Annotated in this window: 17 protein-coding genes and 2 pseudogenes; 5 read left to right on the plus strand and 14 right to left on the minus strand. The window is 34.4% G+C overall.

Annotated features, from left to right (window positions below):
* Positions 1-181: 181 nt before the first annotated feature.
* From tsf to rplM, 4 genes are all read right to left on the minus strand, one after another.
* A complete protein-coding gene (gene tsf / locus ES675_RS04860) occupies positions 182-1,147 on the minus strand; it encodes a translation elongation factor Ts (protein WP_066248970.1) in 966 nt (321 codons plus the stop codon).
* A gap of 99 nt (positions 1,148-1,246) precedes the next feature.
* Positions 1,247-2,020 carry a 30S ribosomal protein S2 gene (gene rpsB, locus ES675_RS04865; protein WP_066248972.1) on the minus strand — a complete coding sequence of 258 codons (774 nt, stop codon included), beginning with the start codon at positions 2,018-2,020 and terminating at the stop codon, positions 1,247-1,249.
* A gap of 207 nt (positions 2,021-2,227) precedes the next feature.
* A complete protein-coding gene (rpsI, locus tag ES675_RS04870; RefSeq protein WP_066248975.1) occupies positions 2,228-2,614 on the minus strand; it encodes a 30S ribosomal protein S9 in 387 nt (128 codons plus the stop codon).
* Entirely contained in the window at positions 2,615-3,070 is a 456-nt protein-coding gene (gene rplM / locus ES675_RS04875) for a 50S ribosomal protein L13 (RefSeq protein ID WP_066248979.1), read from the minus strand.
* Between the two features lie 642 nt (positions 3,071-3,712).
* On the opposite strand from rplM, the pseudogene ES675_RS04885 reads away from it, so the two are divergent.
* A pseudogene (locus tag ES675_RS04885) lies at positions 3,713-3,985 on the plus strand (monooxygenase); the annotation flags it as partial.
* Positions 3,986-4,107: 122 nt separating this feature from the next.
* Here the strand turns inward: ES675_RS04885 and ES675_RS04890 are convergent.
* The 6 genes and pseudogenes from ES675_RS04890 to polA form a co-directional block, all read right to left on the minus strand.
* Positions 4,108-4,827: a YoaK family protein gene (locus ES675_RS04890; protein ID WP_066248984.1), complete on the minus strand. Its 720-nt coding sequence runs from the start codon at positions 4,825-4,827 to the stop codon at positions 4,108-4,110.
* A gap of 52 nt (positions 4,828-4,879) precedes the next feature.
* Positions 4,880-5,050 (minus strand): annotated as a pseudogene (locus ES675_RS04895) (DNA polymerase); the annotation flags it as partial.
* A 744-nt stretch (positions 5,051-5,794) separates the two neighbouring features.
* Complete coding sequence (locus ES675_RS04900; RefSeq protein WP_066248987.1) at positions 5,795-6,733, minus strand: hypothetical protein; 939 nt, start codon at positions 6,731-6,733, stop codon at positions 5,795-5,797.
* Complete coding sequence (dcm, locus tag ES675_RS04905; protein WP_066248991.1) at positions 6,726-8,024, minus strand: DNA (cytosine-5-)-methyltransferase; 1,299 nt, start codon at positions 8,022-8,024, stop codon at positions 6,726-6,728. The genes ES675_RS04900 and dcm overlap by 8 nt, the downstream gene beginning before the upstream one ends.
* Positions 8,017-8,322 carry a helix-turn-helix domain-containing protein gene (locus ES675_RS04910; RefSeq protein ID WP_066248994.1) on the minus strand — a complete coding sequence of 102 codons (306 nt, stop codon included), beginning with the start codon at positions 8,320-8,322 and terminating at the stop codon, positions 8,017-8,019. The genes dcm and ES675_RS04910 overlap by 8 nt, the downstream gene beginning before the upstream one ends.
* A gap of 75 nt (positions 8,323-8,397) precedes the next feature.
* Complete coding sequence (gene polA / locus ES675_RS04915; protein ID WP_066248998.1) at positions 8,398-11,250, minus strand: DNA polymerase I; 2,853 nt, start codon at positions 11,248-11,250, stop codon at positions 8,398-8,400.
* 203 nt (positions 11,251-11,453) lie between these two features.
* On the opposite strand from polA, the gene ES675_RS04920 reads away from it, so the two are divergent.
* Together ES675_RS04920 and ES675_RS04925 are read left to right on the plus strand one after the other, a co-directional pair.
* Positions 11,454-11,987, plus strand: a complete 534-nt coding sequence (locus ES675_RS04920) for a lipocalin family protein (RefSeq protein ID WP_148367283.1) — start codon at positions 11,454-11,456, stop codon at positions 11,985-11,987.
* Between the two features lie 104 nt (positions 11,988-12,091).
* Positions 12,092-13,021 carry an isoaspartyl peptidase/L-asparaginase family protein gene (locus tag ES675_RS04925; protein ID WP_066249005.1) on the plus strand — a complete coding sequence of 310 codons (930 nt, stop codon included), beginning with the start codon at positions 12,092-12,094 and terminating at the stop codon, positions 13,019-13,021.
* 109 nt (positions 13,022-13,130) lie between these two features.
* On the opposite strand, the gene ES675_RS04930 is transcribed toward ES675_RS04925, so the two are convergent.
* Both ES675_RS04930 and ES675_RS04935 read right to left on the minus strand, forming a co-directional pair.
* The gene (locus ES675_RS04930; RefSeq protein ID WP_066249007.1) at positions 13,131-13,526 is read right to left on the minus strand and encodes a hypothetical protein; all 396 of its coding nucleotides are present in this window, start codon (positions 13,524-13,526) and stop codon (positions 13,131-13,133) included.
* 109 nt (positions 13,527-13,635) lie between these two features.
* Positions 13,636-14,499: a cyanophycinase gene (locus ES675_RS04935; RefSeq protein WP_066249085.1), complete on the minus strand. Its 864-nt coding sequence runs from the start codon at positions 14,497-14,499 to the stop codon at positions 13,636-13,638.
* A 118-nt stretch (positions 14,500-14,617) separates the two neighbouring features.
* Here ES675_RS04935 and cphA point away from each other — a divergent pair, with 118 nt between their 5' ends.
* Together cphA and ES675_RS04945 are read left to right on the plus strand one after the other, a co-directional pair.
* The gene (cphA, locus tag ES675_RS04940) at positions 14,618-17,260 is read left to right on the plus strand and encodes a cyanophycin synthetase (protein WP_066249012.1); all 2,643 of its coding nucleotides are present in this window, start codon (positions 14,618-14,620) and stop codon (positions 17,258-17,260) included.
* Between the two features lie 7 nt (positions 17,261-17,267).
* Complete coding sequence (locus ES675_RS04945) at positions 17,268-18,674, plus strand: aldehyde dehydrogenase family protein (protein ID WP_082985867.1); 1,407 nt, start codon at positions 17,268-17,270, stop codon at positions 18,672-18,674.
* A gap of 66 nt (positions 18,675-18,740) precedes the next feature.
* On the opposite strand, the gene ES675_RS04950 is transcribed toward ES675_RS04945, so the two are convergent.
* Together ES675_RS04950 and ES675_RS04955 are read right to left on the minus strand one after the other, a co-directional pair.
* On the minus strand, positions 18,741-19,730 hold the full coding sequence (locus ES675_RS04950; protein WP_066249018.1) for a N(4)-(beta-N-acetylglucosaminyl)-L-asparaginase: 990 nt from the start codon (positions 19,728-19,730) through the stop codon (positions 18,741-18,743).
* Positions 19,731-19,789: 59 nt separating this feature from the next.
* Positions 19,790-21,106, minus strand: coding sequence for a sugar MFS transporter (locus ES675_RS04955; protein ID WP_066249090.1), 1,317 nt, complete (start codon positions 21,104-21,106; stop codon positions 19,790-19,792).
* Between the last annotated feature and the right edge of the window lie 19 nt (positions 21,107-21,125).

Consider the following 21,125-nt stretch of genomic DNA (forward strand, 5'->3'; position numbering starts at 1 on the left):
CTTTTTTTATGAATTATGTGCCGTTTATCGAAAATCCAAAAAACCGTTACGGTTTTCCCGTAAAAAGGCCCTCTAAACGCACTATAGGTTTTCTCTATGGTGGTCATTTTAATAAAAAATGGTATAAAAAAAAGCCTCTCAATTACTTGAGAGGCTTTACTATATGATTGATAATTTTAAATTATCCTACAGAAACACGTTTGAAATCAGTAATGGCAACGTTGCCAAAAGATTCCACATATTGTGCAACTGTTTGCTTGTCATCTTTAATAAAACGCTGATCTAATAAACATTGTTCTTGATCTAAAGTTGTATTATCTGAAATAAAACGCTCCATTTTACCTGGAAGAATTTTATCCCAAATTTGTTCTGGCTTACCTTCAGCTTTTAATTCAGCTTTAGCAGTTTCTTCTGCTTGTGCTAAAACTTCTGGCGTTAACTGTGCCATAGAAATATATTGAGGTACATTTTTAAGTGTTTTACCTAAACGACCTAATTCAATATTATCTTTTTCAATAACTGCAATACGCGCTTCAGTTTCGTTAGCAACGAAAGCTGAATCGAAATTTTTGTAAGATAAAGACGTTGCTCCCATAGAAGCTACTTGCATAGATACATCTTTCACCAATGTTTCAGCATTATCTACCTTTTCTGTTAAACCTACTAAAGCTGCAATTTTATTAATGTGAACATACTGTCCAACAAAAGGCGCTTCTAATTTTTCGAAACCAGTGATTTCTAATTTTTCGCCAACAACACCTGTTTGCTCAACTAATTTTTCAGCAACAGTCATACCTTTAAAATCGGCTGCTAAAAAGTCTTCTTTTGTATTGAAGTTGATAGCAACATCTGCTAACTCATTAGCTAAAGCTAAAAAGCTTTCGTTTTTTCCAACGAAATCCGTTTCGCAACCTAAAACAAGAGCAACACCAACAGTGTTTGCATCGTTAATTTTAGCTACTGCAGCACCTTCAGAAGAATCTCTGTCGGCTCTTTTTTCTGCTACTTTCTGACCTTTTTTACGTAATACGTCAATTGCTTTATCAAAATCGCCTTCAGCTTCTACTAAAGCTTTTTTGCAGTCCATCATACCTGCACCTGTGGCTTGTCTTAATTTATTTACTTCTGCGGCTGTTACTTTTACCATAGCTTGAAAATGTATTTTAAATTTAAAAAAGTCGTTTAACGTGTTTTCTTTACGGAAACGGTATCAAACGACTTTTATAAGATTGTTTTACTTAAGTTTTTATTCTTCTTCGTCTTTTACAACTTCCTTTTTAGCTTCTTTTTTCGCTTTAGGCGCATCTTTTTCTGCTTTAGGAGCGTCTTTTTCTGCTTTGCGTTCTGCTAAACCATTAGCGATAGCTGCTGTAACGTGTGTTAACACTTTGTCTATTGATTTAGAAGCATCATCATTTGAAGGGATCACATAATCAACTTGACGTGGGTCAGAGTTGGTATCTACCATTGCAAAAATAGGAATGTTTAATTTTTGAGCTTCTTTAATAGCAATGTGCTCACGCTTAATATCAACAACAAATAATGCCGCTGGTAAACGTGTCATATCAGTAATAGAACCTAAATTCTTTTCTAATTTAGCACGTTGACGATCTACTTGTAAACGTTCTTTTTTAGATAAGGAATTGAAAGTACCATCTTTCTTCATTCTATCAATAGTCGCCATTTTTTTAACGGCTTTTCTAATAGTAATAAAGTTTGTAAGCATTCCACCTGGCCATCTTTCTGTGATGTAAGGCATGTTGATATCAGCTGCTTTTTCAGCAACAATATCTTTAGCTTGTTTTTTAGTAGCTACAAATAAGATCTTACGACCAGATGCTGCGATTTTGCTTAACGCTTCGCCTGCTTCTTCTATTTTAGCTGCTGTTTTGTAAAGGTTGATAATATGGATACCGTTACGCTCCATATATACGTAAGGCGCCATGTTTGGATCCCACTTACGTGTTAGGTGACCGAAGTGTACACCTGCTTCAAGTAATTCTTTTACTTCTACTGCCATTTTGTAATAGTTTACGTTCTGTTGAATTAGCAATGATTTAGTGGTCTTTTTATAATAAAAATCGCCTAAACCATTTAGATGCTAAACTAAATCCTGCTTTACGCTAGGACAACAATAACTGTTTAAATTTTGTGTTTTGAAGTTTATTTTAAACGATGCTTCGACTGCGTTCAGCATGACATAGTAAAATAAATTTCGATAATAATATTAACGTTTCGAGAATTGGAATTTCTTACGCGCTTTCTTCTGTCCGAATTTCTTACGCTCCACCATTCTTGGATCTCTAGTTAACAAGCCTTCTGGCTTTAATGTCAATCTGTTTTCAGGATCTAACTCGCACATAATACGAGAAATACCTAAACGGATTGCTTCAGCTTGACCTGTAACACCACCTCCATATACATTTACTGTAATATCAAAGTTGCCATCATTGTTAGTCATAACTAAAGGTTGGTTTACTTTGTACTGCAATGTTGCAGTAGGAAAATAGACCGTCATGTCTTTTTTATTAATTGTAATCTTGCCAGTTCCCTCAGCAAGATATACACGAGCAACAGCCGTCTTTCTACGGCCAATTTTGTGAATTACTTCCATTTACTTGAATTCGTTTAAATTAATTGTTTTTGGCTTTTGCGCAGCATGCGTATGCTCTGCACCAACAACAACGTTAAGGTTACGGAATAATTCGGCACCTAATTTGTTTTTAGGTAACATTCCTTTTACTGATTTCTCTACTAATCTTGCTGGATCTTTTCCAAACAATTCAGTAGCAGTTAAACTTCTTTGTCCACCTGGATAACCTGTGTGACGGATATATGTTTTATCTGTCCACTTGTTACCTGACAAGTTGATTTTTTCCGAATTGATAACAATTACGTTATCACCGCAATCAACGTGTGGTGTGAAGTTAGGCTTATGTTTTCCTCTTAAAAGTTTTGCAACTTTAGAAGCTAAACGGCCCAATGTTTGACCTTCAGCGTCAACTAAAACCCACTCTTTATTAACAGTAGCTTTGTTGGCTGAAATCGTTTTGTAGCTTATTGTGTCCACACTTATTAATTTTACTTATTAAACATTCCTCTCTTTAAAAGAGTTTGCAAATTTACGATTATATATTTGATTACCAAATAGTGCGCTGAGTTATTTTTGATAACTTTGTTTATATCTTTTTTGGGTTTGGTTTAGGTGGTAAATATGAGCGTCTACATATTTAAATTTGGGATGATAATTTAGTACACTATATAATAGGAGAAAGAAATGATGGATTTTGAATGAAAGTTGATTTTTGTTTTTCTCCTTTTAATTAAAATCCATCCTATGTGTTGGAACGTTTTAAAGCTTATTTTGCTTTCTTCAGTCTCTTTTCAGCCTTTTTCTCTTTAGCCGTTTTAGCTGGTTCTTTTTTTAAGTTCTTTTTTGCGTCTTGACTTTTTGCCATGATAGATTGTTTTAAATGTTTGTAATTTGTTTTACTATTAATAATTCCAACTCAATAAGCTGGCGTTATTGGATTACTAAAGTAAGCATTTTTTAAATACGTATTTTTATTCTGTTGTTTTTATTCAAGTAAGAGGTGTTGATTTTTAATCTACCAAAATATGTGCTTTAAATACGTTAGGTATATTTTTGTTGTAATTTTATAAAAATGTAAAATTGAAGGTTATGGCAGTTATTATGTAAGTAGATTTTCCACACAAAGGAATTTGGGGAGATCAATTAGCAAGTGAAATGACAGAACTCATTGAAAGTATTATCAAAGAACCTGGTTTTATTTGGAAATTCTGGACGGAAAATAAAGAAGCTGAAGAAGCTGGTGGGGTTTATATGGTTGAGACTAGAGAAAGTACCGAAAAGTATCTCGATATGCACACCAAAAGATTAGAGAGTTTTGGGTATTCAGGAATTAGAAGTCGTTTTTTTGAACTAAATGAAAAACTGTCTAAAATGGGTAAAGCGCCTTTTTAATAAGGCTATTATTTGAAAAGGACGCATGTGGATTTACTGGTGTTGTATAGAAAACCCAGAAGGTGCATATGCGCAGTTAAATAGTGTATTAAGGGTTTTCTATTAGGACTCGGTAATGTGCATCAGGAACGTTTTATTTTTATAAATTTATATTTCAAATCATCATAAAATAAACTGATAAATAGAATGAAAGCTGCAAAAAAGAGCGTGTTTAACTCCATGTTTAATCGTGAATAAAAGAAACCACCAAGCAATCCGCCCAGAAAGAAGGATAAAATGATATATAGACGTAGTTTAATATTTACTTTTAGTTTTTGTCTTTTATGACGGTGTTTTTTAAAGAGTAAAAGCGATAAGTCAATACCTAAATCTGTAAATAGACCGGTAAGGTGTGTTGTTCTTACTACAGCATTGGAAATTTTCGTTACAAACGAGTTTTGAAGTCCCATAGCAAAAAGTAGTAAACAAACAATCTGGTTGGGAGATTCTATTGTAATAAAATTACTGACAAGTCCAATGGATAATAAAATGATACATTCAATAATTGTCGGCATTACATAAACATTAAGTTTTTTGTTTCTTTTAAACTTCTCAATTAAAAAGCTAGAGGCAAAGGAGCCGAATAGGAATGAGAAAATATATAAAAAATAAATTGTGCCTTGCCAAAATTTAAATTCAGCCACGTCATTAATAAATAGTGCAAAATGACCTGTTACATGTGTGGTTAATTGCTTGAAAGATAAAAACCCTGTTACATTCACAATTCCTGCTACTACAGACAGAATGGTCGCAATATGTAAATTATGTTTGGAAGTTCTGCTTTTACCTTGATGTGTAAACATGCACTTTTTTATTAATTGGATTTTTTATTACCATATTGTTTGATTACTAATTTTAATGCGCCTCCAACCAATTATCTCCAGTATCTAAATCCACATCCAAAGGAACTATTAGCGTAAACGCACTTTCCATTTCTGTTTTTACCAACGTTTTAATGACTTCTAATTCGGGTTTGTAGACATCAAAAACCAATTCATCATGTACTTGTAAGAGCATTTTGGTTTTGAGTAAGAATGGTTTGATGTTTGTTTATATACTTTTATAATGATGAAGGTAATGAATTGTTTTAAATGTGGCTCAGCCTATCCATGGAATGTTAAGAATTTTTTGTGTCAAATACATAAAGTATGCTTAAGGTTGTAAATCTTTTATTTTTTAATCACTTGCATTAACTCGGTTAAAGTAGTTGTAAAGGGGTTAGCTGATGCGCTGCCAAGATTGGAGCTTTTTAATTAAATAGAATAACCATATATGGGTTTCATCAGGGATTAGTTTTTGTTGACAATATTCTCTGGTTTAGATTCTGAAACTACAGTTGCTTTTGTTTATAGGTTTGAAAGCGGCTCATTAGTTGTTGACGATTTTGTAGATCCAATAGCCTTATGTATTTACTTAAATCTAGTTAATGAAGAATTATAATTTTCAGGTATTTAAGGCGAACAGATTTTAAAGTTGCCTTTTTTAAATTTGAATTAATAGAAAGTAATTCAGTATATGTCATTGATCTTTATACATTAGTTTAAATGTCAGATATTTTTACAATTGATGGTGAGATATACACCGATAAGCTCCTGAAAATAGCCTTAAGTAATGTTTATTTAAAGCGCTTTATTATATTTTAATTGAGGTTTTATGAAAGTAGAGCGAGTTTCCAGTTTTTTTGATGAATTAAGAGAAATTAGTGGCATTGTGCATGGAGAAATAGCACCTGCTTCTATTATGACTAGGTATGTTATATAGTTAAAACTTCTACTTTTTTCTATTTTTTAAAGTTAGGCCAATACCTAAGTCAAGAACAGGTTTATCGCTATATAGTATATTAGGGAAAAGCTTAGAGCCTACGGCAATTAATATTCGTTCAACTAATAATCGTGAATGTTCGGATGTTTCAGGAGGTAATTGTATAATGCAGTACTCTGTCCACTCATCAAATGAATGATGTTTTTGTTTTATAGGATATCTTTTTGACAAAGACTTCTTAGTTTCACCGAAGTATACTTCTTTTGTTTCTCTATTTAATAGGATATAAATATTATTTTCATTTAGTTCTTTTTGAATATTAATCCTAGGTTTCCAGTCACTTACTTGAATTCTTCTTAATATTTCGTCTTCTGAACTTAATAAATAATCGGTAATTAAATATGAGCTAAGCTCATTGAAAATTTTTGGAAAACCTTGAGATTCTTCTCGAACTCTAAAGAACTCTTTTAAGTATATTTTTGGATTGTTGTCTGTCCAGATAATTTTAACTTGTAATTGTTCTTTGAAACCGCCAATGTCATATTCAGTAAATTTCTGATTCTTATAGTAATCATCCCCAATATGGAACTCTAATGACCTCACAAAGCTCTTCGGGTAATCTTTTGCTAACTGTATAGCAAAATCATTATTCCATTTTAACCGGTAACTACTTGTTTTACTCCTGCCTTTAGCGAAAAACAATGATAATCTTCCTTTAAAATTATTTTTCACCTTGCCTAGTTCTTTTGGTGATTCATAATTTATTTCAATTTCCCACGATTTATTATCTAGGTTATGAGTATTTAAAACTTGTTCACCCCAAGATTCAGCATAATATTGAGGAATTGTTATCATTAAATCATTAATAAACATAGATTTATGAATATCTAAAGGGAAGAATTTTGGTGATAATCTGATAGGTTGTACTCTATTTGATCTTTTATCCATTTTCTATTTTGCTTAAAAGTTCTTTGCCTATTTTTTCAATTACTCCAACAACTAAAGCATTTCCCATAAAAAAAGCTCTTTTGGTGTCTGTAATTCCTTCTAGCCGTGTATGGTTGTCAGGAAACATGTTTAGTCTTTCAAGTTCAATAGGAGTTAATCTACGTAATCCTCTGTCAGATTCAATAACATGCTTGAAGCGTGATGGAGATTTTCCACCTTCTCCCGTAATTATGGTTCTAGAGGCATTGTCAAGAGAATCTGGATAAATCATAGCGCCTTCACCATAATTATATTCAAATCCATCTTGCGTAATTCTTTTCTCCTTTTTAGAACCTTTCAAATATTCCCACATTTCTATTTCTGTCGTTATAGTACTTTTTGACCCATCACGATTTGTAATAATTTTTGGAGTTTTTAATTTTTTGCGCTCAATAAAAAAATCATCTGAAACTTCTCCGTTTTGGATTAAATCTCTTAGTTTCGATTTATTTCCTTTATATTTTGGTGTACTTTTAGCTGTATATACTTTTCCATTTAATAACATTCCTGTGTTAAGAAAAGGGGATGATTTTCTGTCTTTGTTGAAGTTGTTGGTTATTTCAACTAAATCACCTTTAAGTTCAATTTCTTGAATTTTGATGTTCTTTTCTATAGGAAAAGCTTTAGCTATTGCTCCTTCTTCAGTTAACCAATATGATTTATTAGATTTTATAATTTTTTTATATGTATCTGTAGATTTATGATATCCAATAAAGAAAACTCGTCGTCGTCTTTGCGGCATTCCATATTCAGCTGCATTTATGACTCGCCACTCTACGGCATAACCTAAATCATTTAAACTTTGAAGCATGACTGCAAAATCACGACCTCTTTGATTTGCAGGTGATTTTAAAAGTCTATCCACATTTTCTAAAAACAGGTATTTAGGTTTGTTCTTTTTATTCTCTAAAATACTATGAATTGACCACCAAAGGACTCCCTTTTTTCCTTTTAAGCCTTTAGAGTTATGCAATGTTGTTGCGACAGAATAATCTTGACAAGGAAATCCTCCAACCAATAAGTCATGGTCAGGGATTTCTTCAACATCTCTTGTAACAACTTCATTTATATCTTCATTTGAATGGTTCTCTTTCCCAAATCGTGCTTCATAGACTTCCGAAGCATGTTGCTTTTTTGTGGAAGGTTCCCATTGGTTGCTCCATACTATTTCAAAATCACTTTTCTCAAGTCCAAGTCTGAAACCGCCAACACCAGCGAATAGTTCTGCTACTTTTATTTTCTTATTAGCCATTATCTTGAGTTTTGTAGTAATTAATTTTTTCTTCCGCTACTTTTAAAATTTCAGTTGTTGATTCTGTATATTTCAAATCTTCTGCAATTTTATCTGAATACCAACTTATTATTAAATCTTTCTGTGAAAGATTATAAAAGATTGCAAGTCTTATGAGTTGTTCTTTTGTTGGTTTCCGTTCGTCTTTCTCAAACTTACTGATAAGAGATTGGTCAATATCTACTTGAGCGGAGACTTTTCGAAGAATTAAATCAGCTTTATCTCTAGCTTCTTTAAGTGTTTTTCCTAATGTTCTCATTAGACAAATTATTTTTAGACAATTATTGTCCAAATATAATATATTTTAATCAAATTCAATAATTTAAATTAATTATTAATGCGCCTCCAACCAATTATCGCCAATATCCATATCCACATCCAACGGAACGGCTAACGTAAAAGCACTTTCCATTTCGGTTTTCACCAATGTTTTAATAACTTCTAATTCGGGTTTGTACACATCAAAAACCAATTCATCATGTACCTGTAAAAGCATTTTGGTTTTGTAATTTCCATCATTCAACTTATTGAAAATACTGATCATGGCAATTTTAATAATATCAGCAGCAGATCCTTGAATGGGTGCATTTACAGCATTCCGTTCGGCAGCTCCACGAACAACGGCATTTCTACTATTAATATCTTTTAAATATCGGCGTCTTCCTAAAACGGTTTGTACATAGCCATGATCACGTGCAAAATCAACTTGCGTTCCAATATAGCGTTTCAGTTTTGGATAGGTTTCATAATAGGTATCAATCAGTTCTTTGGCTTCGTTGCGGTTTAAATCCGTTTGATTGCTCAATCCAAAAGCTGATACACCATAGATTATTCCAAAATTAACCGTTTTGGCGTTGCTTCGTTGTTCACGAGTTACGTCGGCAAGTGGCACATTAAATACTTTAGAAGCGGTAGACGCATGAATATCTTCGCCATTTTTAAAGGCTTCAATCATGGTTTCTTCTTCACTTAAAGCAGCAATAATGCGTAATTCTATTTGGCTATAATCGGCAGCTAATAAGGTGTAGTCGTCATTTCTGGGTACGAAGGCTTTTCGTACTTGTCGTCCACGTTCAGTACGGATGGGGATATTCTGTAAATTCGGATTGTTACTGCTCAATCGTCCCGTGGCTGCAACGGTTTGCATATAATCTGTATGCACGCGTCCTGTTGATGGTTCTACCTGAAGTGGCAACGTATCTACATAGGTGCTTTTTAATTTTGAAAGGCCTCTGAAATCTAAAATACTCTGAATAATCTCATGGTCTTTTGCTAGGTAGCTTAATATTTCTTCGCCTGTGGCATATTGGCCTGTTTTGGTTTTTTTAGGTTTTGCAACCAATTTCATTTTATCAAATAAAATATCGCCTAATTGTTTTGGTGAGGCAATATTGAATTCTTCACCAGCTTCGGTATAAATTTTTTGTTCTAAATCGGCTATATCTGAATTCAATTGATCGGAAAGGGAATTCAAAAATTCGGTATCTAAATTAATACCTTCCAATTCCATAGCAGCCAAAACGCGGAGCAATGGGATTTCAATATCATCGAATAATTTTTGAGTATTGGCTTCACCGAGTTCATTGGTGAAAAGTTCTTTTAACTGCAAGGTAATATCAGCATCTTCAACCGCATATTCCGTTTGAATTTCTAAAGGCACATCACGCATGCTTTTCTGATTCTTACCCTTCTTTCCAATGAGTGTTTCTATGGGAATAGGCGAATAATTCAAATAGGTTTCAGCTAGAACATCCATATTATGTCGCATATCTGGATTTATCAGATAATGAGCCAACATGGTATCAAACAATTTTCCTTTTACGGTTATATTGTATTTAGCCAAGACTTTGATATCATACTTTAAGTTTTGTCCAACTTTTTCAATAGCTTCATTCTCGAAAAATGGACGCAAGGCTTCAAGTAATTCTTGTGCTTTTTCCTTGTTTTCTGAAAAAGGCAAATAAAATCCTTTACCAATTTCCCATGAAAATGCAATCCCAACCAATTCAGCTGTTAGCGGATTGAGACCCGTAGTTTCGGTATCAAAACAAACCGATGTCTGATTCATTAAGTTTGTGATGAACAGTTTTGTAGCCATTCCAGGTGCAATACTTTGATAGAAATGCGATGTGGTATCAGCCGTTTTTCTAGTGAAATCGTTTGTAATTTCGGTTTCTGCAGCACTTGATGGATCACCACCAAACAATGAAAATTGTCCAGCACCTGCCGAAGCCGTTTCTTTAGGTGTGACTTTAATATCAGCTGTTTTTGTAGACGTTTCTGAAGCTGTTTCCTCCGGTTGAACGGCAAATGTTTTTAAGAAATTATCAATTAATCGTCTGAATTCTAATTCTTGAAAAATCTCGGTGACTTTTGCAATATCAGGTTGGTCTAGCTCAAAATCTTTCGCATTAAATTCCACAGGAACATCTAGCATAATGGTTGCTAGCTTTTTAGATAACAACCCTAATTCTTTAGATGCTTCTACCTTTTCCTTCATTTTGCCTTTAAGCTCGTGGGTATTTGCCAAAAGACCTTCCATACTGCCATAAGCTTTGATGAATTTTTTGGCCGTTTTTTCGCCAACGCCAGGTAAACCAGGAATATTATCCGAGGCATCACCCATCATACCTAGAAAATCGATTACCTGTTCAGGACGTTCGACTTCAAACTTTTTCTGAACTTCAGGAATTCCCCAAACTTCATAGCCACCACCAAATGATTTTGGACGGTACATAAATATATTTTCAGAAACTAATTGGGCGAAATCCTTATCCGGCGTCACCATAAAAGTTTGATAGCCTTCTTTTTCAGCTTGTTTAGAAAGTGTTCCAATAACATCATCAGCTTCAAAACCTTCCTTTACCATAATAGGAATATGCATGGCTTTCAAAATTTCCAATATATACGGAACAGCCACTTTAATGCCTTCCGGTGTTTCATCCCGATTGGCTTTGTATTCCTCGTACATTTCCACACGATCTGCACTTCCGCCTTTATCAAAACAAACTGCTAAATGATCTGGTCTTTCACGCTTAATAACATCTAAAAGGGAATTCATAAAACCCATAATAGCAGAGGTATCGGTGCCTTTGGAGTTAATTCGTGGGTTTTTTATAAACGCATAATAGCCGCGGAAAATAAGGGCATACGCATCAACTAGAAAAAGACGTTTTTTATCGGACATGTGTAAAATATATGTTTGAAATTAAGATGTTTCTTCCATTGTAGTCTGAAGCCTTTTATTCTATTTAATAATTGTAAAAAGTTCAACTCTACTCTTGAAAAGACAAGTGCTTCAAATCTACAAAAACTTATGCTTTTTACTGTAAATAATTAAATTTCAATTTGTGATATTTATTGTATTTTTGCTTTTAAAATTTTTAAAAAATGAGGAAAATAGTATTAAGTTTATTCTGTTTATGTATGTTGTCATGTTCAAGTGATGATGATGCTAATGTTGATAACACACCTGCAATAATCGGTACTTGGGTGATATCTCAATTTAATGTAGAAAATGATGCTTTCGATTTAAATAACGATGGTACGGAATCTAATAATCTTGTTAGTGAATCGGGTTGTTACCAAGGAGAAACAATGATATTTAACGCAAACGGTACGGGTAGCATTACGTATACAACGGATTTAGAGCTTACGCTTACAAATTCTAATAATGTGGAAACCTTCAGTTTTGAGTGTTTAGTAGATAATTCTTCTTATAATTTTACATGGATTCAGTTAGAGAATGGTACTATTGTAGCAGATAATAATGGAGATCCAACAACTATAACAATGTTGTCTAACAATACCATTTCAAGATCAACATTTTTCGAATATCCTATTGTGTTTGTAGATGCTAATGGTGATGTAATAAGTACTTCTTATTCTGAATCTGATGCCACTAATGTATATGTAAAACAGTAAAAAATAATTTGTAACTTTTATATGATTCTAAGTATGCATTTATTTAGAATCATTTTTTTTATCCAAAGCTCAAAACAGTATTAATCTATTAGAATAATTTATATATGAATACATTTTCAATAGCCATACATGGTGGTGCAGGAACCTTGGTAAAAGGGATGATGACACCTGATTTAGAATTGCAATATAAACAGGCTTTAAAAACGGCTTTGCATGCAGGTTATGATTTGTTAGAATCGGGAGGAACAGCTGTAGATGCGGTTGAAAAGTCGGTTATGGTTTTAGAAAATTCGCATTTATTCAATGCGGGAAAAGGCAGTGTTTTTACAGCTGAAGAAACCCACGAAATGGATGCCTGTATTATGGATGGGAAGACCTTAAATGCTGGAGCGGTAAGTTTAATTTCAGGAATAAAAAACCCAATTAGCCTTGCAAAAGACGTCATGGAAAAAAGTGAACATGTGTTTTTAGCAGGTGAAGGCGCCATGCGTTTTGCCAAAGAATTGGATTATAAATTAGAAGATGCGACCTATTTTTATGATGATTTTAGACATAAACAATGGTTAGAAATAAAAGATACAGATAGTTTTCAGTTGGATCACGCCAAAAAGAAAGATTCAAAATTTGGAACCGTTGGAGCAGTAGCTTGCGATCAAGATGGGAATATTGCCGCGGCTACATCAACAGGAGGTATGACCAATAAAAAATGGGGTCGCGTTGGTGATAGCCCAATGGTTGGTGCCGGAAATTATGCCAATAATAAAACCTGTGCGATTTCATGTACGGGAAGTGGTGAGTTTTTTATTCGAGGTGTTGTGGCTTATGATGTGGCTTGTTTAATGGAGCATAAAAATATGAGTCTACAGGATGCTTCAAACGAAGTCATCAACAAACGTATTTTAGAATTAGGAGGCGATGGCGGCTTAATTGCCGTTGATGCCAAAGGAAATATTGCTATGCCTTTTAATACGGAAGGGATGTATCGTGGACAAAAATCATCTTTGGGTGTTGATGAGATTTCTATTTATAAATAACAAATCCCTTTGAAAAAAGGGATCTATTTTTTTGCGTTACCTAAAGGTCGGCAGGAGTGTTTCGAGTTTTTAATCGGAATGTATCGAGGAGTAAATAAGAATAATCTTCTTATTTAAAAGCCTCTTCCTTTTTTGCAAATAGGGTCTTGTCTTTGTAAAATTCAAGAAGAAACAGATCGTACGCATCGTAGTTTAATATGCCTGATTGAACTTGGCTTTTCAGATTTTGAAATTCTGAATCTAAAAGTACTTCGCTTAAATTTTCATTTTCATCAAAATAAATACGTAAGGCTAAAGTATTGACCATAGTTGTATTATTTAAAAATTTATTCGTTTTAGCCTTCATAAAAACTTCGGCGTTATCACCAATAGTTATAGACTTTAAAAAATCTTCCTCGCTAGTATTGTATTCTAATTTAACGAACGCTGGTTTTGTGTCTGTTTCTTTTTTACAACTAATAAAAATACTGCTAATAAATAAAATTAATAATAATTTTTTAAACATGGCTTGATAGTTTTTAGTTAATTCTAATAGTTAGTAGTGCTTAAAAACAACTTGTTACAATTTTAAAGTAAAAATTATTTTAAAAATAGAATTGCAACGGGAATCCAACTTATATAAAATCAGCTTCTATAGGTAGTACCGTTACTTTATGATTTGTAATATCATATTGATCACCATTGGCTAAAATGTGAAGGGTTAAATTTGCCATAGTCATTGGCGTGCCTTCATCTAATACGCGTTGATTGTTGAGAGTGAGTGTTTTGCCGTCAAAAACAATAACCATTCCTGAACCAATTACGGTACAGTTTTCACCGTTTTTTATAATCATACCTGTATCTTCCGCTAAACCGAAACCTGTAGCTTCTGGAAATTTGGCTATAGCTTCCGTAATTCGTCCAAAACGTCCACGTTGAATAAAATGTGTGTCGATTACTAATTCTGGAATTAAACCTAATCCTTTGCGCATTTTCACAGCACCTTTTACAAATGATTTTGCAGCACTTCCGCCAGCAATCATTTCTTTAGACATGGCCATGGCGCCAGCACTCGTTCCAGCAATAACAAAGTCTTCGTCGTTTTTGTAACGTTCCAATAAAACAGTATGGATGGTTGAACCACCAATGTGTTTAGCTATTTTTGATTGATCACCTCCAGAAAACATGATACAGTCGGCAGTTTTAATATGATTAATGAAATCTGATTTTTCAGAATCTGCTTGTGATCTGATATCTAAAACCGTAACATTTTTGCAGCCTAAAGTAGCAAATGCTGCTAAGTAATTCTCACCCACTTCCACTGGAATACTAGATGCAGTTGGAATCACAATTATTTTAGCTTGTTTCCCTCCGGCTTCATCAACAACATGAGCTAGAATCCCTTCTTCTACGTAATCTAACCTATGAATTTCATCCTCTTCAAACCCCTTATCTTCATTTCCACCAATTGGAATTAGTGTTCCTTTTATTTGTTGCATGCTCATTAATTTGCCGTTATAATATGATTATATAAAATCAGATTGCAAAACTAAACTTATTTAGTTAAAAAATTATATATTTATCACTATTCATTTTCCAACCTAAATAACACTTTACATGAAAATAAGAGAAATCAATGCTATGAGGGGTCCAAATTATTGGTCTATACGTCGTCATAAATTAATAGTTATGGTTTTAGACCTTCAAGAAATGGAGGAAAAGCCATCTAATAAAATCGATGGATTTTATGAACGACTAACAGCAATGTTTCCAACCATGTATGAGCATCGGTGTTCGGTTGGTGAAGCTGGTGGCTTTTTTCAGCGTGTAAAGGATGGCACATGGATGGGTCATATTATTGAACATATTGCTCTTGAAATTCAGACACTTGCAGGCATGGACGTAGGTTTCGGTAGAACACGTGGTTATGGTGAAGATGGTGTTTATAGCGTGGTTTTTGCTTACATGGAAGAATCTGTTGGGCGCTACGCAGCAAAAGCTTCTGTAGATATTTGTGAAGCTTTAATTGCAGGCGAAGATTACGATATGACAGATGATATTCAACACATGCGTGAGTTGCGTGAAAGTGATAGGTTAGGTCCAAGTACTGGCTCTATTGTGGAAGAAGCACAAGCTCGTGGTATTCCTTGGATTCGTTTAAATAAATATTCCTTGTGTCAATTAGGTTATGGAGCCAATCAAAAAAGAATTCAAGCAACAGTTACCTCTGAAACAAGTAGTATTGGTGTGGAATTAGCTTGTGATAAAGAAGACACCAAATTTCTTTTAGAACAAGCAGAAGTTGAGGTGCCAAGAGGTGATATTATTCGTCGTGAAAGCAGCTTGGAGGAAGCTTGTCGTTATGTTGGATATCCTTTAGTTATTAAGCCAGTTGATGGCAATCATGGTCGTGGTATTTCAGTGGATATTCAGAACTACGATGATGCACTAGTGGCTTTTCATCATGCAAAAGAAAGCTCTAAAAGTGGAGCGATTATCGTTGAGAAATTTATAACAGGTGAGGATTATCGATTGTTAGTCATTAATAACAAATTAGTAGCAGCAGCTAAACGAACACCTGCACATGTAATTGGTGATGGAAAATCAACCGTTCAAGAATTGGTAGATATCGTTAATTCAGATCCAAGACGTGGGTATGGTCATGAAAATGTATTGACGCAAATCACCATAAACGATTTAACAAAAAACATTATTAAAGATGCTGGTTATACGGTAGATTCCGTGATTCCTAAAGATGAAATGCTCATTTTAAAAGATACGGCTAATCTAAGTACTGGCGGAACTGCTGAAGATGTTACCGATATTGTGCATCCGGCCAATGTGAGTATGGCTGAACGTATTTCAAAAATAATAGACTTAGATATTTGTGGTATTGACGTCATGACAACGGATATTACCCAGCCACTTTCAGAAACTGGAGGTGCTGTTTTAGAAGTTAATGCTGGTCCAGGATTTAGAATGCATTTGGCGCCAACCAAAGGTTTGCCACGAAATGTTGCAGGTCATGTTATTGATAAATTATTCCCTAATCCAGGCGATACGGGACGAATTCCAATTATTGCTATTACAGGAACTAATGGTAAAACTACCACCACACGATTAATGGCACATATTGCAAAAATGAAAGGTTATCGGGTTGGTTACACTACTAGTGATGGTGTGTATATTCAAAACCGATTACTCATGACGGGCGATTGTACAGGTCCTGCAAGTGCAGAATTTGTATTGAAAGATCCTACAGTAAACTTTGCTGTTTTAGAATGTGCAAGAGGTGGTTTATTGCGTGCTGGACTCGGTTTTAAAAAATGTAATGTTGGTATTGTTACCAATGTGGCCGCTGATCATTTAGGCCTAAAAGGTATTCATACTATTGAACAATTAGCGAAAGCTAAAGGTGTTATTCCGGAAACCGTTTTACCAGATGGCTATGCTATTTTAAATGCAGATGATGATTTGGTTTATGATATGCGTCGTTCAGTAAATTGTCATGTTGCCTTGTTTTCTATGGATGAAAATAATCCGAGAATTAAAGCCATGCAACGCTTAAACGGGATTACCGCTATTTATGAAGATGGTTATGTAACTATTTGTCGTGGTGAATGGAAAATGCGCATCATGAAAGCTGAAAATATTCCTTTAACCTATGGAGGAAAAGCGCCATTTATGATTCAGAATGTTTTGGCTGCCATTTTAGGGGCACACGTTCAAGGTATCAGTATTGAAGATATGAAAGCTGGTTTAGAAACCTTTATACCTTCAGCTACACAAACACCTGGTCGTCTGAATTTATTCGAATTTAAAAATTTTACTATTCTATTAGATTATGCACATAATCCGGCTGGAATGTTGGCTTTAAAGAAATTTACAGATACTATGGAGTGTTCTGTAAAAGTGGGAATTATTGCAGGAGTAGGAGATAGACGTGATGAAGATACGAACCAAATAGGAAGTATTGCTGCTGATATGTTTGATGAAATTATCATCCGCCAAGATAAACGTCTACGTGGAAGAACGGAAGAAGAGCTTATTAATTTATTAAATGAAGGTATTCAATCGAAAGATCCGAATAAGAAGACAACCATAATTCCTTCAGAAAAAGAAGCGATAACCTTTGCCGTTAATAATGCGATTAAAGATTCGTTAATCATATTATGTAGCGATGTAATTCCAGATGCTTTGGAACTCGTTCAGAAATTTAAAGAACAAGATTCCAAAGGCGAACCTTTTAATGCCGATTAATAATTATATGAGTCAAGAAAATCCTTTTTTAGAATTATTTCAAAAGCAAAAAGCACATCAATTTAAAATTGGCAATACATCTCATAAAGAGCGTATTGCCAAATTGAAGCGTTTACAAAATGCGTTAGAAAAAACGTATAAACAAGACATTCGCGAAGCACTGTATCAAGATTTCAAAAAACCGCATTTGGAAACCGATTTAACTGAAATTTATCCTGTTGTAGATGAGATAAAGTTCGCCATTGCCAATCTTAAATCCTGGTTAAAAAACGAAAAAGTGGCCACACCCATTTCTATGTTAGGAAGTAGCTCCTATATTGTTAATGAACCAAAAGGTGTGTGTCTAATTATTTCGCCTTGGAATTATCCTATTAATTTAACGTTTGCGCCTTTGGTTTCTGCAATTGCTGGAGGCAATACAGTTATTTTGAAACCTTCGGAAATGACGCCAAATACGTCAAAATTAATGGCGAAAATAGTGTCTGATGTGTTTGAAGAAAATGAAATTGCTTTGGTTGAAGGTGAAGTAGAAACATCTACTGCTTTATTAGAACTGCCTTTTAATCATGTTTTCTTTACAGGTTCGCCAGCGGTTGGAAAAATTGTAATGAAAGCGGCATCTAAAAACTTAACGTCCGTTACTTTGGAGTTAGGTGGGAAATCGCCAGCCATCATTGATGATTCTTCTAATTTAGAAAAAGCCGTTCAAAAAATCGTTTATGGTAAATGTACCAATGCAGGGCAAACCTGTATTGCGCCAGATTATGTGTTAATCCAAGAGTCGCTTAAACTAGATTTTATAAAATTATTCAAAAAAGAAATTCAAGCTTTTTATTCCGAGAATCCTGAAAGTTCAGATTCTTACAGTCGCATTGTAAACAGTAAACATTTTGAACGTTTAACCAACAGCTTGGAAGATGCGAAACTAAAAGGAAGTGTTATTGAATCGGGAGGCAGAACAAATGCATCAGACTGTTATATTGAGCCAACATTAGTAAGTGGACTTCCAGAAGATGCCACGTTGATGCAGGAAGAAATTTTTGGACCTATTTTACCACTAAAAACCTATAAAACTATTGAGGAAGCCGTTGATTATGTGAATTCAAACGAAAAACCTTTGGCACTTTATATATTCAGTAAGAAAAATAAAGTAGTGGATTATGTAGTTCAAAACACACGAGCAGGAAGCACGTGTGTCAATCATAATTTGTTGCAGTTTTTAAATCATAATTTACCCTTTGGAGGTTCCAATAATAGTGGGATTGGAAAATCACATGGTATATTCGGGTTTCGCGAATTTACCAATCAACGTTCGGTTTTAAAACAACATACTATTGGTGCTGTGGATTTGCTGATGCCGCCTTATAATAATTGGAAACAGAAGTTGGTAGACTTAACGATTAAGTGGTTTTAAAAAATTAGGATATTATTATTACGTTGGGTGTTCCAATCATAAAGTTTGGAATGCCTCGCCTTGAGATTATTCTTTCAAAAAATAATCCGACTGAATCTGTTCATTTACACCATCTTGAAATTTGGTCATACTAAACCATTGGTGAATGGAATAACTGCCTGTTTCCCCTTGCTTGTTAACAGCAATATAGCCGACTTGAAAATTTTCATAATCACTATTTGGTTTTTTTACAATACGACTAATGGCTACTTCACAAGCTTCTTGAGGCGATTTGCCTTGACGCATCAATTCAACCACTAAAAAGCTACCAACAGTTTTCACCACTTCTTCACCTAAACCTGTAGCCACACAGCCACCAATTTCATTATCTATAAACAAACCCGAACCAATAATTGGGCTATCACCAACGCGTCCAGCCATTTTATAAGCCAAACCACTGGAGGTACAAGCGCCAGAAATATCGCCGTTTTTATCAATAGCCAGCATACCAATTGTATCGTGGTTTTCTATGTTGATAATCGGTTTGTATTTGGATTTCTTTTTCCATTCTTTCCAAGACTTTTTAGAAGAATCAGTTAATAGATTTTCTTTTTTAAAACCTAATTCATACGCATATTGTTCGGCTCCTTTACCAGCAAGCATAACATGGGGCGTGTCCTCCATAACTTTTCTAGCAATGGAAACCGCGTGGGTAATGTTTTGAAGGTAAACTACAGATCCACAATCTCCATCTTTATTCATAATGCAGGCGTCTAAAGTCACATTTCCTTCACGATCAGGCAAACCACCTTTTCCCACAGATTTGTTTTTTATATCAGCTTCTTCCACCATACAGCCTTGTTCCACGGCATCTAAAGCAGTTCCACCATTTTGTAAAATTTCCATGGCTTTGCCAGTGGCATTTTCAACATGCCACGTAGCAATAACTAAAGGTAGTGTGGTTGTGCTTTTTAAAGTATTCTTAAAAGGGGTTTCAGCATAGCTGACCAAAGAATTTCCAACTGCTAGTCCTACACCTGTAAGTGATGCGTTTTTTATAAAGTTTCTACGTTTCATACGGGTTGTTTTTTATAATATACCACCTATCCTCAATTCAAAAGAAAAACAGTGTGGTCTTAATTAATTTCTTGCAATCTGTTTTTAGAGTTTTTAAAACCATACCATAAAATATAGGCATAACAAATCACAATAAATAACAAGGCCGATTTGAAGCCCACATTATCGGTAAGTAAACCGAAAAAAGGCGGAATAATGGCGCCTCCAACAATAGCCATACAGAGTAAGCCCGATGCTTTTGGTTTCAATTCGCCAATACCATTAATTGCCAAAGCGAAAATAGTTGGGAACATAATGGAATTAAATAATCCAACTGCCAAAATGCTCCACATACTCAATAAACCAGTGGTGCTGATTGAAATTATTATTAATGAAATGGCGGTGGTTGCAAATATGCCAAGTACTTTTCCAGGTTTCATAATTTTGGTTAAATATGCCCCTGCAAATCGGCCAATCATAGCACCAGACCAATAAAAAGCAACAAATACTCCAACAATGGCTTTGCTATCTTTTTCGGTAATTCCAGCGTTCAGAATACCCTCAGCTATGGATTTCATAAAGCTATTTTCTTTAATAACTTCTACTATATTCATATCCATAAAGTAGTTGACTAAATAACTGCCAATGGCAACTTCTGCACCAACATAAAAGAAGATGCCTAAAACACCCAACATTAAATTCTTGTTTTTCAAAGCGCCAGAATAGGTTCCCGTACTTTCATCACTAATCATTTTAGGGAGTTTGGCAAATAGAAAAATACCAGCAATGAGTAAAATAAAAAGTGCCAAGACTAAAAATGGTGTTTGCACTGCTGATGCTTCCGAAACTAAATAGGTTTCTTTAGCAGCGCCAGTTAGTGAAGTAATTTCATCTTCTGTTTTAATAGTGTCGCTTAAAATAAACCATGCGCCAACAATAGGTGCAATGGCAGTTCCAAGAGAATTAAATGCTTGCGATAAATTTAATCTACTTGATGCACCATCTTCTGAACCCAAAACAGCCACAAACGGATTTGCTGCAACTTGTAAAACCGTAATACCTGCGGCAAGAATAAAATATGCCAGCATGAAAATACCAAACATACGATATGATGCGGCAGGATAAAATAGTAAGCAAGCTAATGCCATGGTTAGTAATCCTAGAATTATGCCCTTTTTATAGCCTATTTTAGAAAGAATATAACTGGCAGGAATTGATAGTATAAAATAAGCGCCAAAGAATGCAAACTGCACCAGTCCTGCTTGGAAGTAAGTCAATGTAAATAATTCTCGTAAACGTGGAATCAAAGAATCTACCAAAACGGTAATAAATCCCCAAAGGAAAAATAGTATGGTTAATAATATAAATGAGGAACGATAGGATTTTTGATGGTTCATAGGTTTCATATTCCTGCAA

Source organism: Algorimicrobium algoritergicola (assembly GCF_008086165.1).
Taxonomy (GTDB): Bacteria; Bacteroidota; Bacteroidia; order Flavobacteriales; family Flavobacteriaceae; genus Algorimicrobium; species Algorimicrobium algoritergicola.

What these genes read in the sequence shown, in the direction of transcription:
- tsf (WP_066248970.1), bottom strand. Translation starts at nt 1,147, where the DNA reads ATGGTAAAAGTAACAGCCGCAGAAGTAAATAAATTAAGACAAGCCACA.
- rpsB (WP_066248972.1), bottom strand. Translation starts at nt 2,020, where the DNA reads ATGGCAGTAGAAGTAAAAGAATTACTTGAAGCAGGTGTACACTTCGGT.
- rpsI (WP_066248975.1), bottom strand. Translation starts at nt 2,614, where the DNA reads ATGGAAGTAATTCACAAAATTGGCCGTAGAAAGACGGCTGTTGCTCGT.
- ES675_RS04890 (WP_066248984.1), bottom strand. Translation starts at nt 4,827, where the DNA reads ATGTTTACACATCAAGGTAAAAGCAGAACTTCCAAACATAATTTACAT.
- ES675_RS04900 (WP_066248987.1), bottom strand. Translation starts at nt 6,733, where the DNA reads ATGGATAAAAGATCAAATAGAGTACAACCTATCAGATTATCACCAAAA.
- dcm (WP_066248991.1), bottom strand. Translation starts at nt 8,024, where the DNA reads ATGGCTAATAAGAAAATAAAAGTAGCAGAACTATTCGCTGGTGTTGGC.
- ES675_RS04910 (WP_066248994.1), bottom strand. Translation starts at nt 8,322, where the DNA reads ATGAGAACATTAGGAAAAACACTTAAAGAAGCTAGAGATAAAGCTGAT.
- polA (WP_066248998.1), bottom strand. Translation starts at nt 11,250, where the DNA reads ATGTCCGATAAAAAACGTCTTTTTCTAGTTGATGCGTATGCCCTTATT.
- ES675_RS04920 (WP_148367283.1), top strand. Translation starts at nt 11,454, where the DNA reads ATGAGGAAAATAGTATTAAGTTTATTCTGTTTATGTATGTTGTCATGT.
- ES675_RS04925 (WP_066249005.1), top strand. Translation starts at nt 12,092, where the DNA reads ATGAATACATTTTCAATAGCCATACATGGTGGTGCAGGAACCTTGGTA.
- ES675_RS04930 (WP_066249007.1), bottom strand. Translation starts at nt 13,526, where the DNA reads ATGTTTAAAAAATTATTATTAATTTTATTTATTAGCAGTATTTTTATT.
- ES675_RS04935 (WP_066249085.1), bottom strand. Translation starts at nt 14,499, where the DNA reads ATGCAACAAATAAAAGGAACACTAATTCCAATTGGTGGAAATGAAGAT.
- cphA (WP_066249012.1), top strand. Translation starts at nt 14,618, where the DNA reads ATGAAAATAAGAGAAATCAATGCTATGAGGGGTCCAAATTATTGGTCT.
- ES675_RS04945 (WP_082985867.1), top strand. Translation starts at nt 17,268, where the DNA reads ATGAGTCAAGAAAATCCTTTTTTAGAATTATTTCAAAAGCAAAAAGCA.
- ES675_RS04950 (WP_066249018.1), bottom strand. Translation starts at nt 19,730, where the DNA reads ATGAAACGTAGAAACTTTATAAAAAACGCATCACTTACAGGTGTAGGA.
- ES675_RS04955 (WP_066249090.1), bottom strand. Translation starts at nt 21,106, where the DNA reads ATGAACCATCAAAAATCCTATCGTTCCTCATTTATATTATTAACCATA.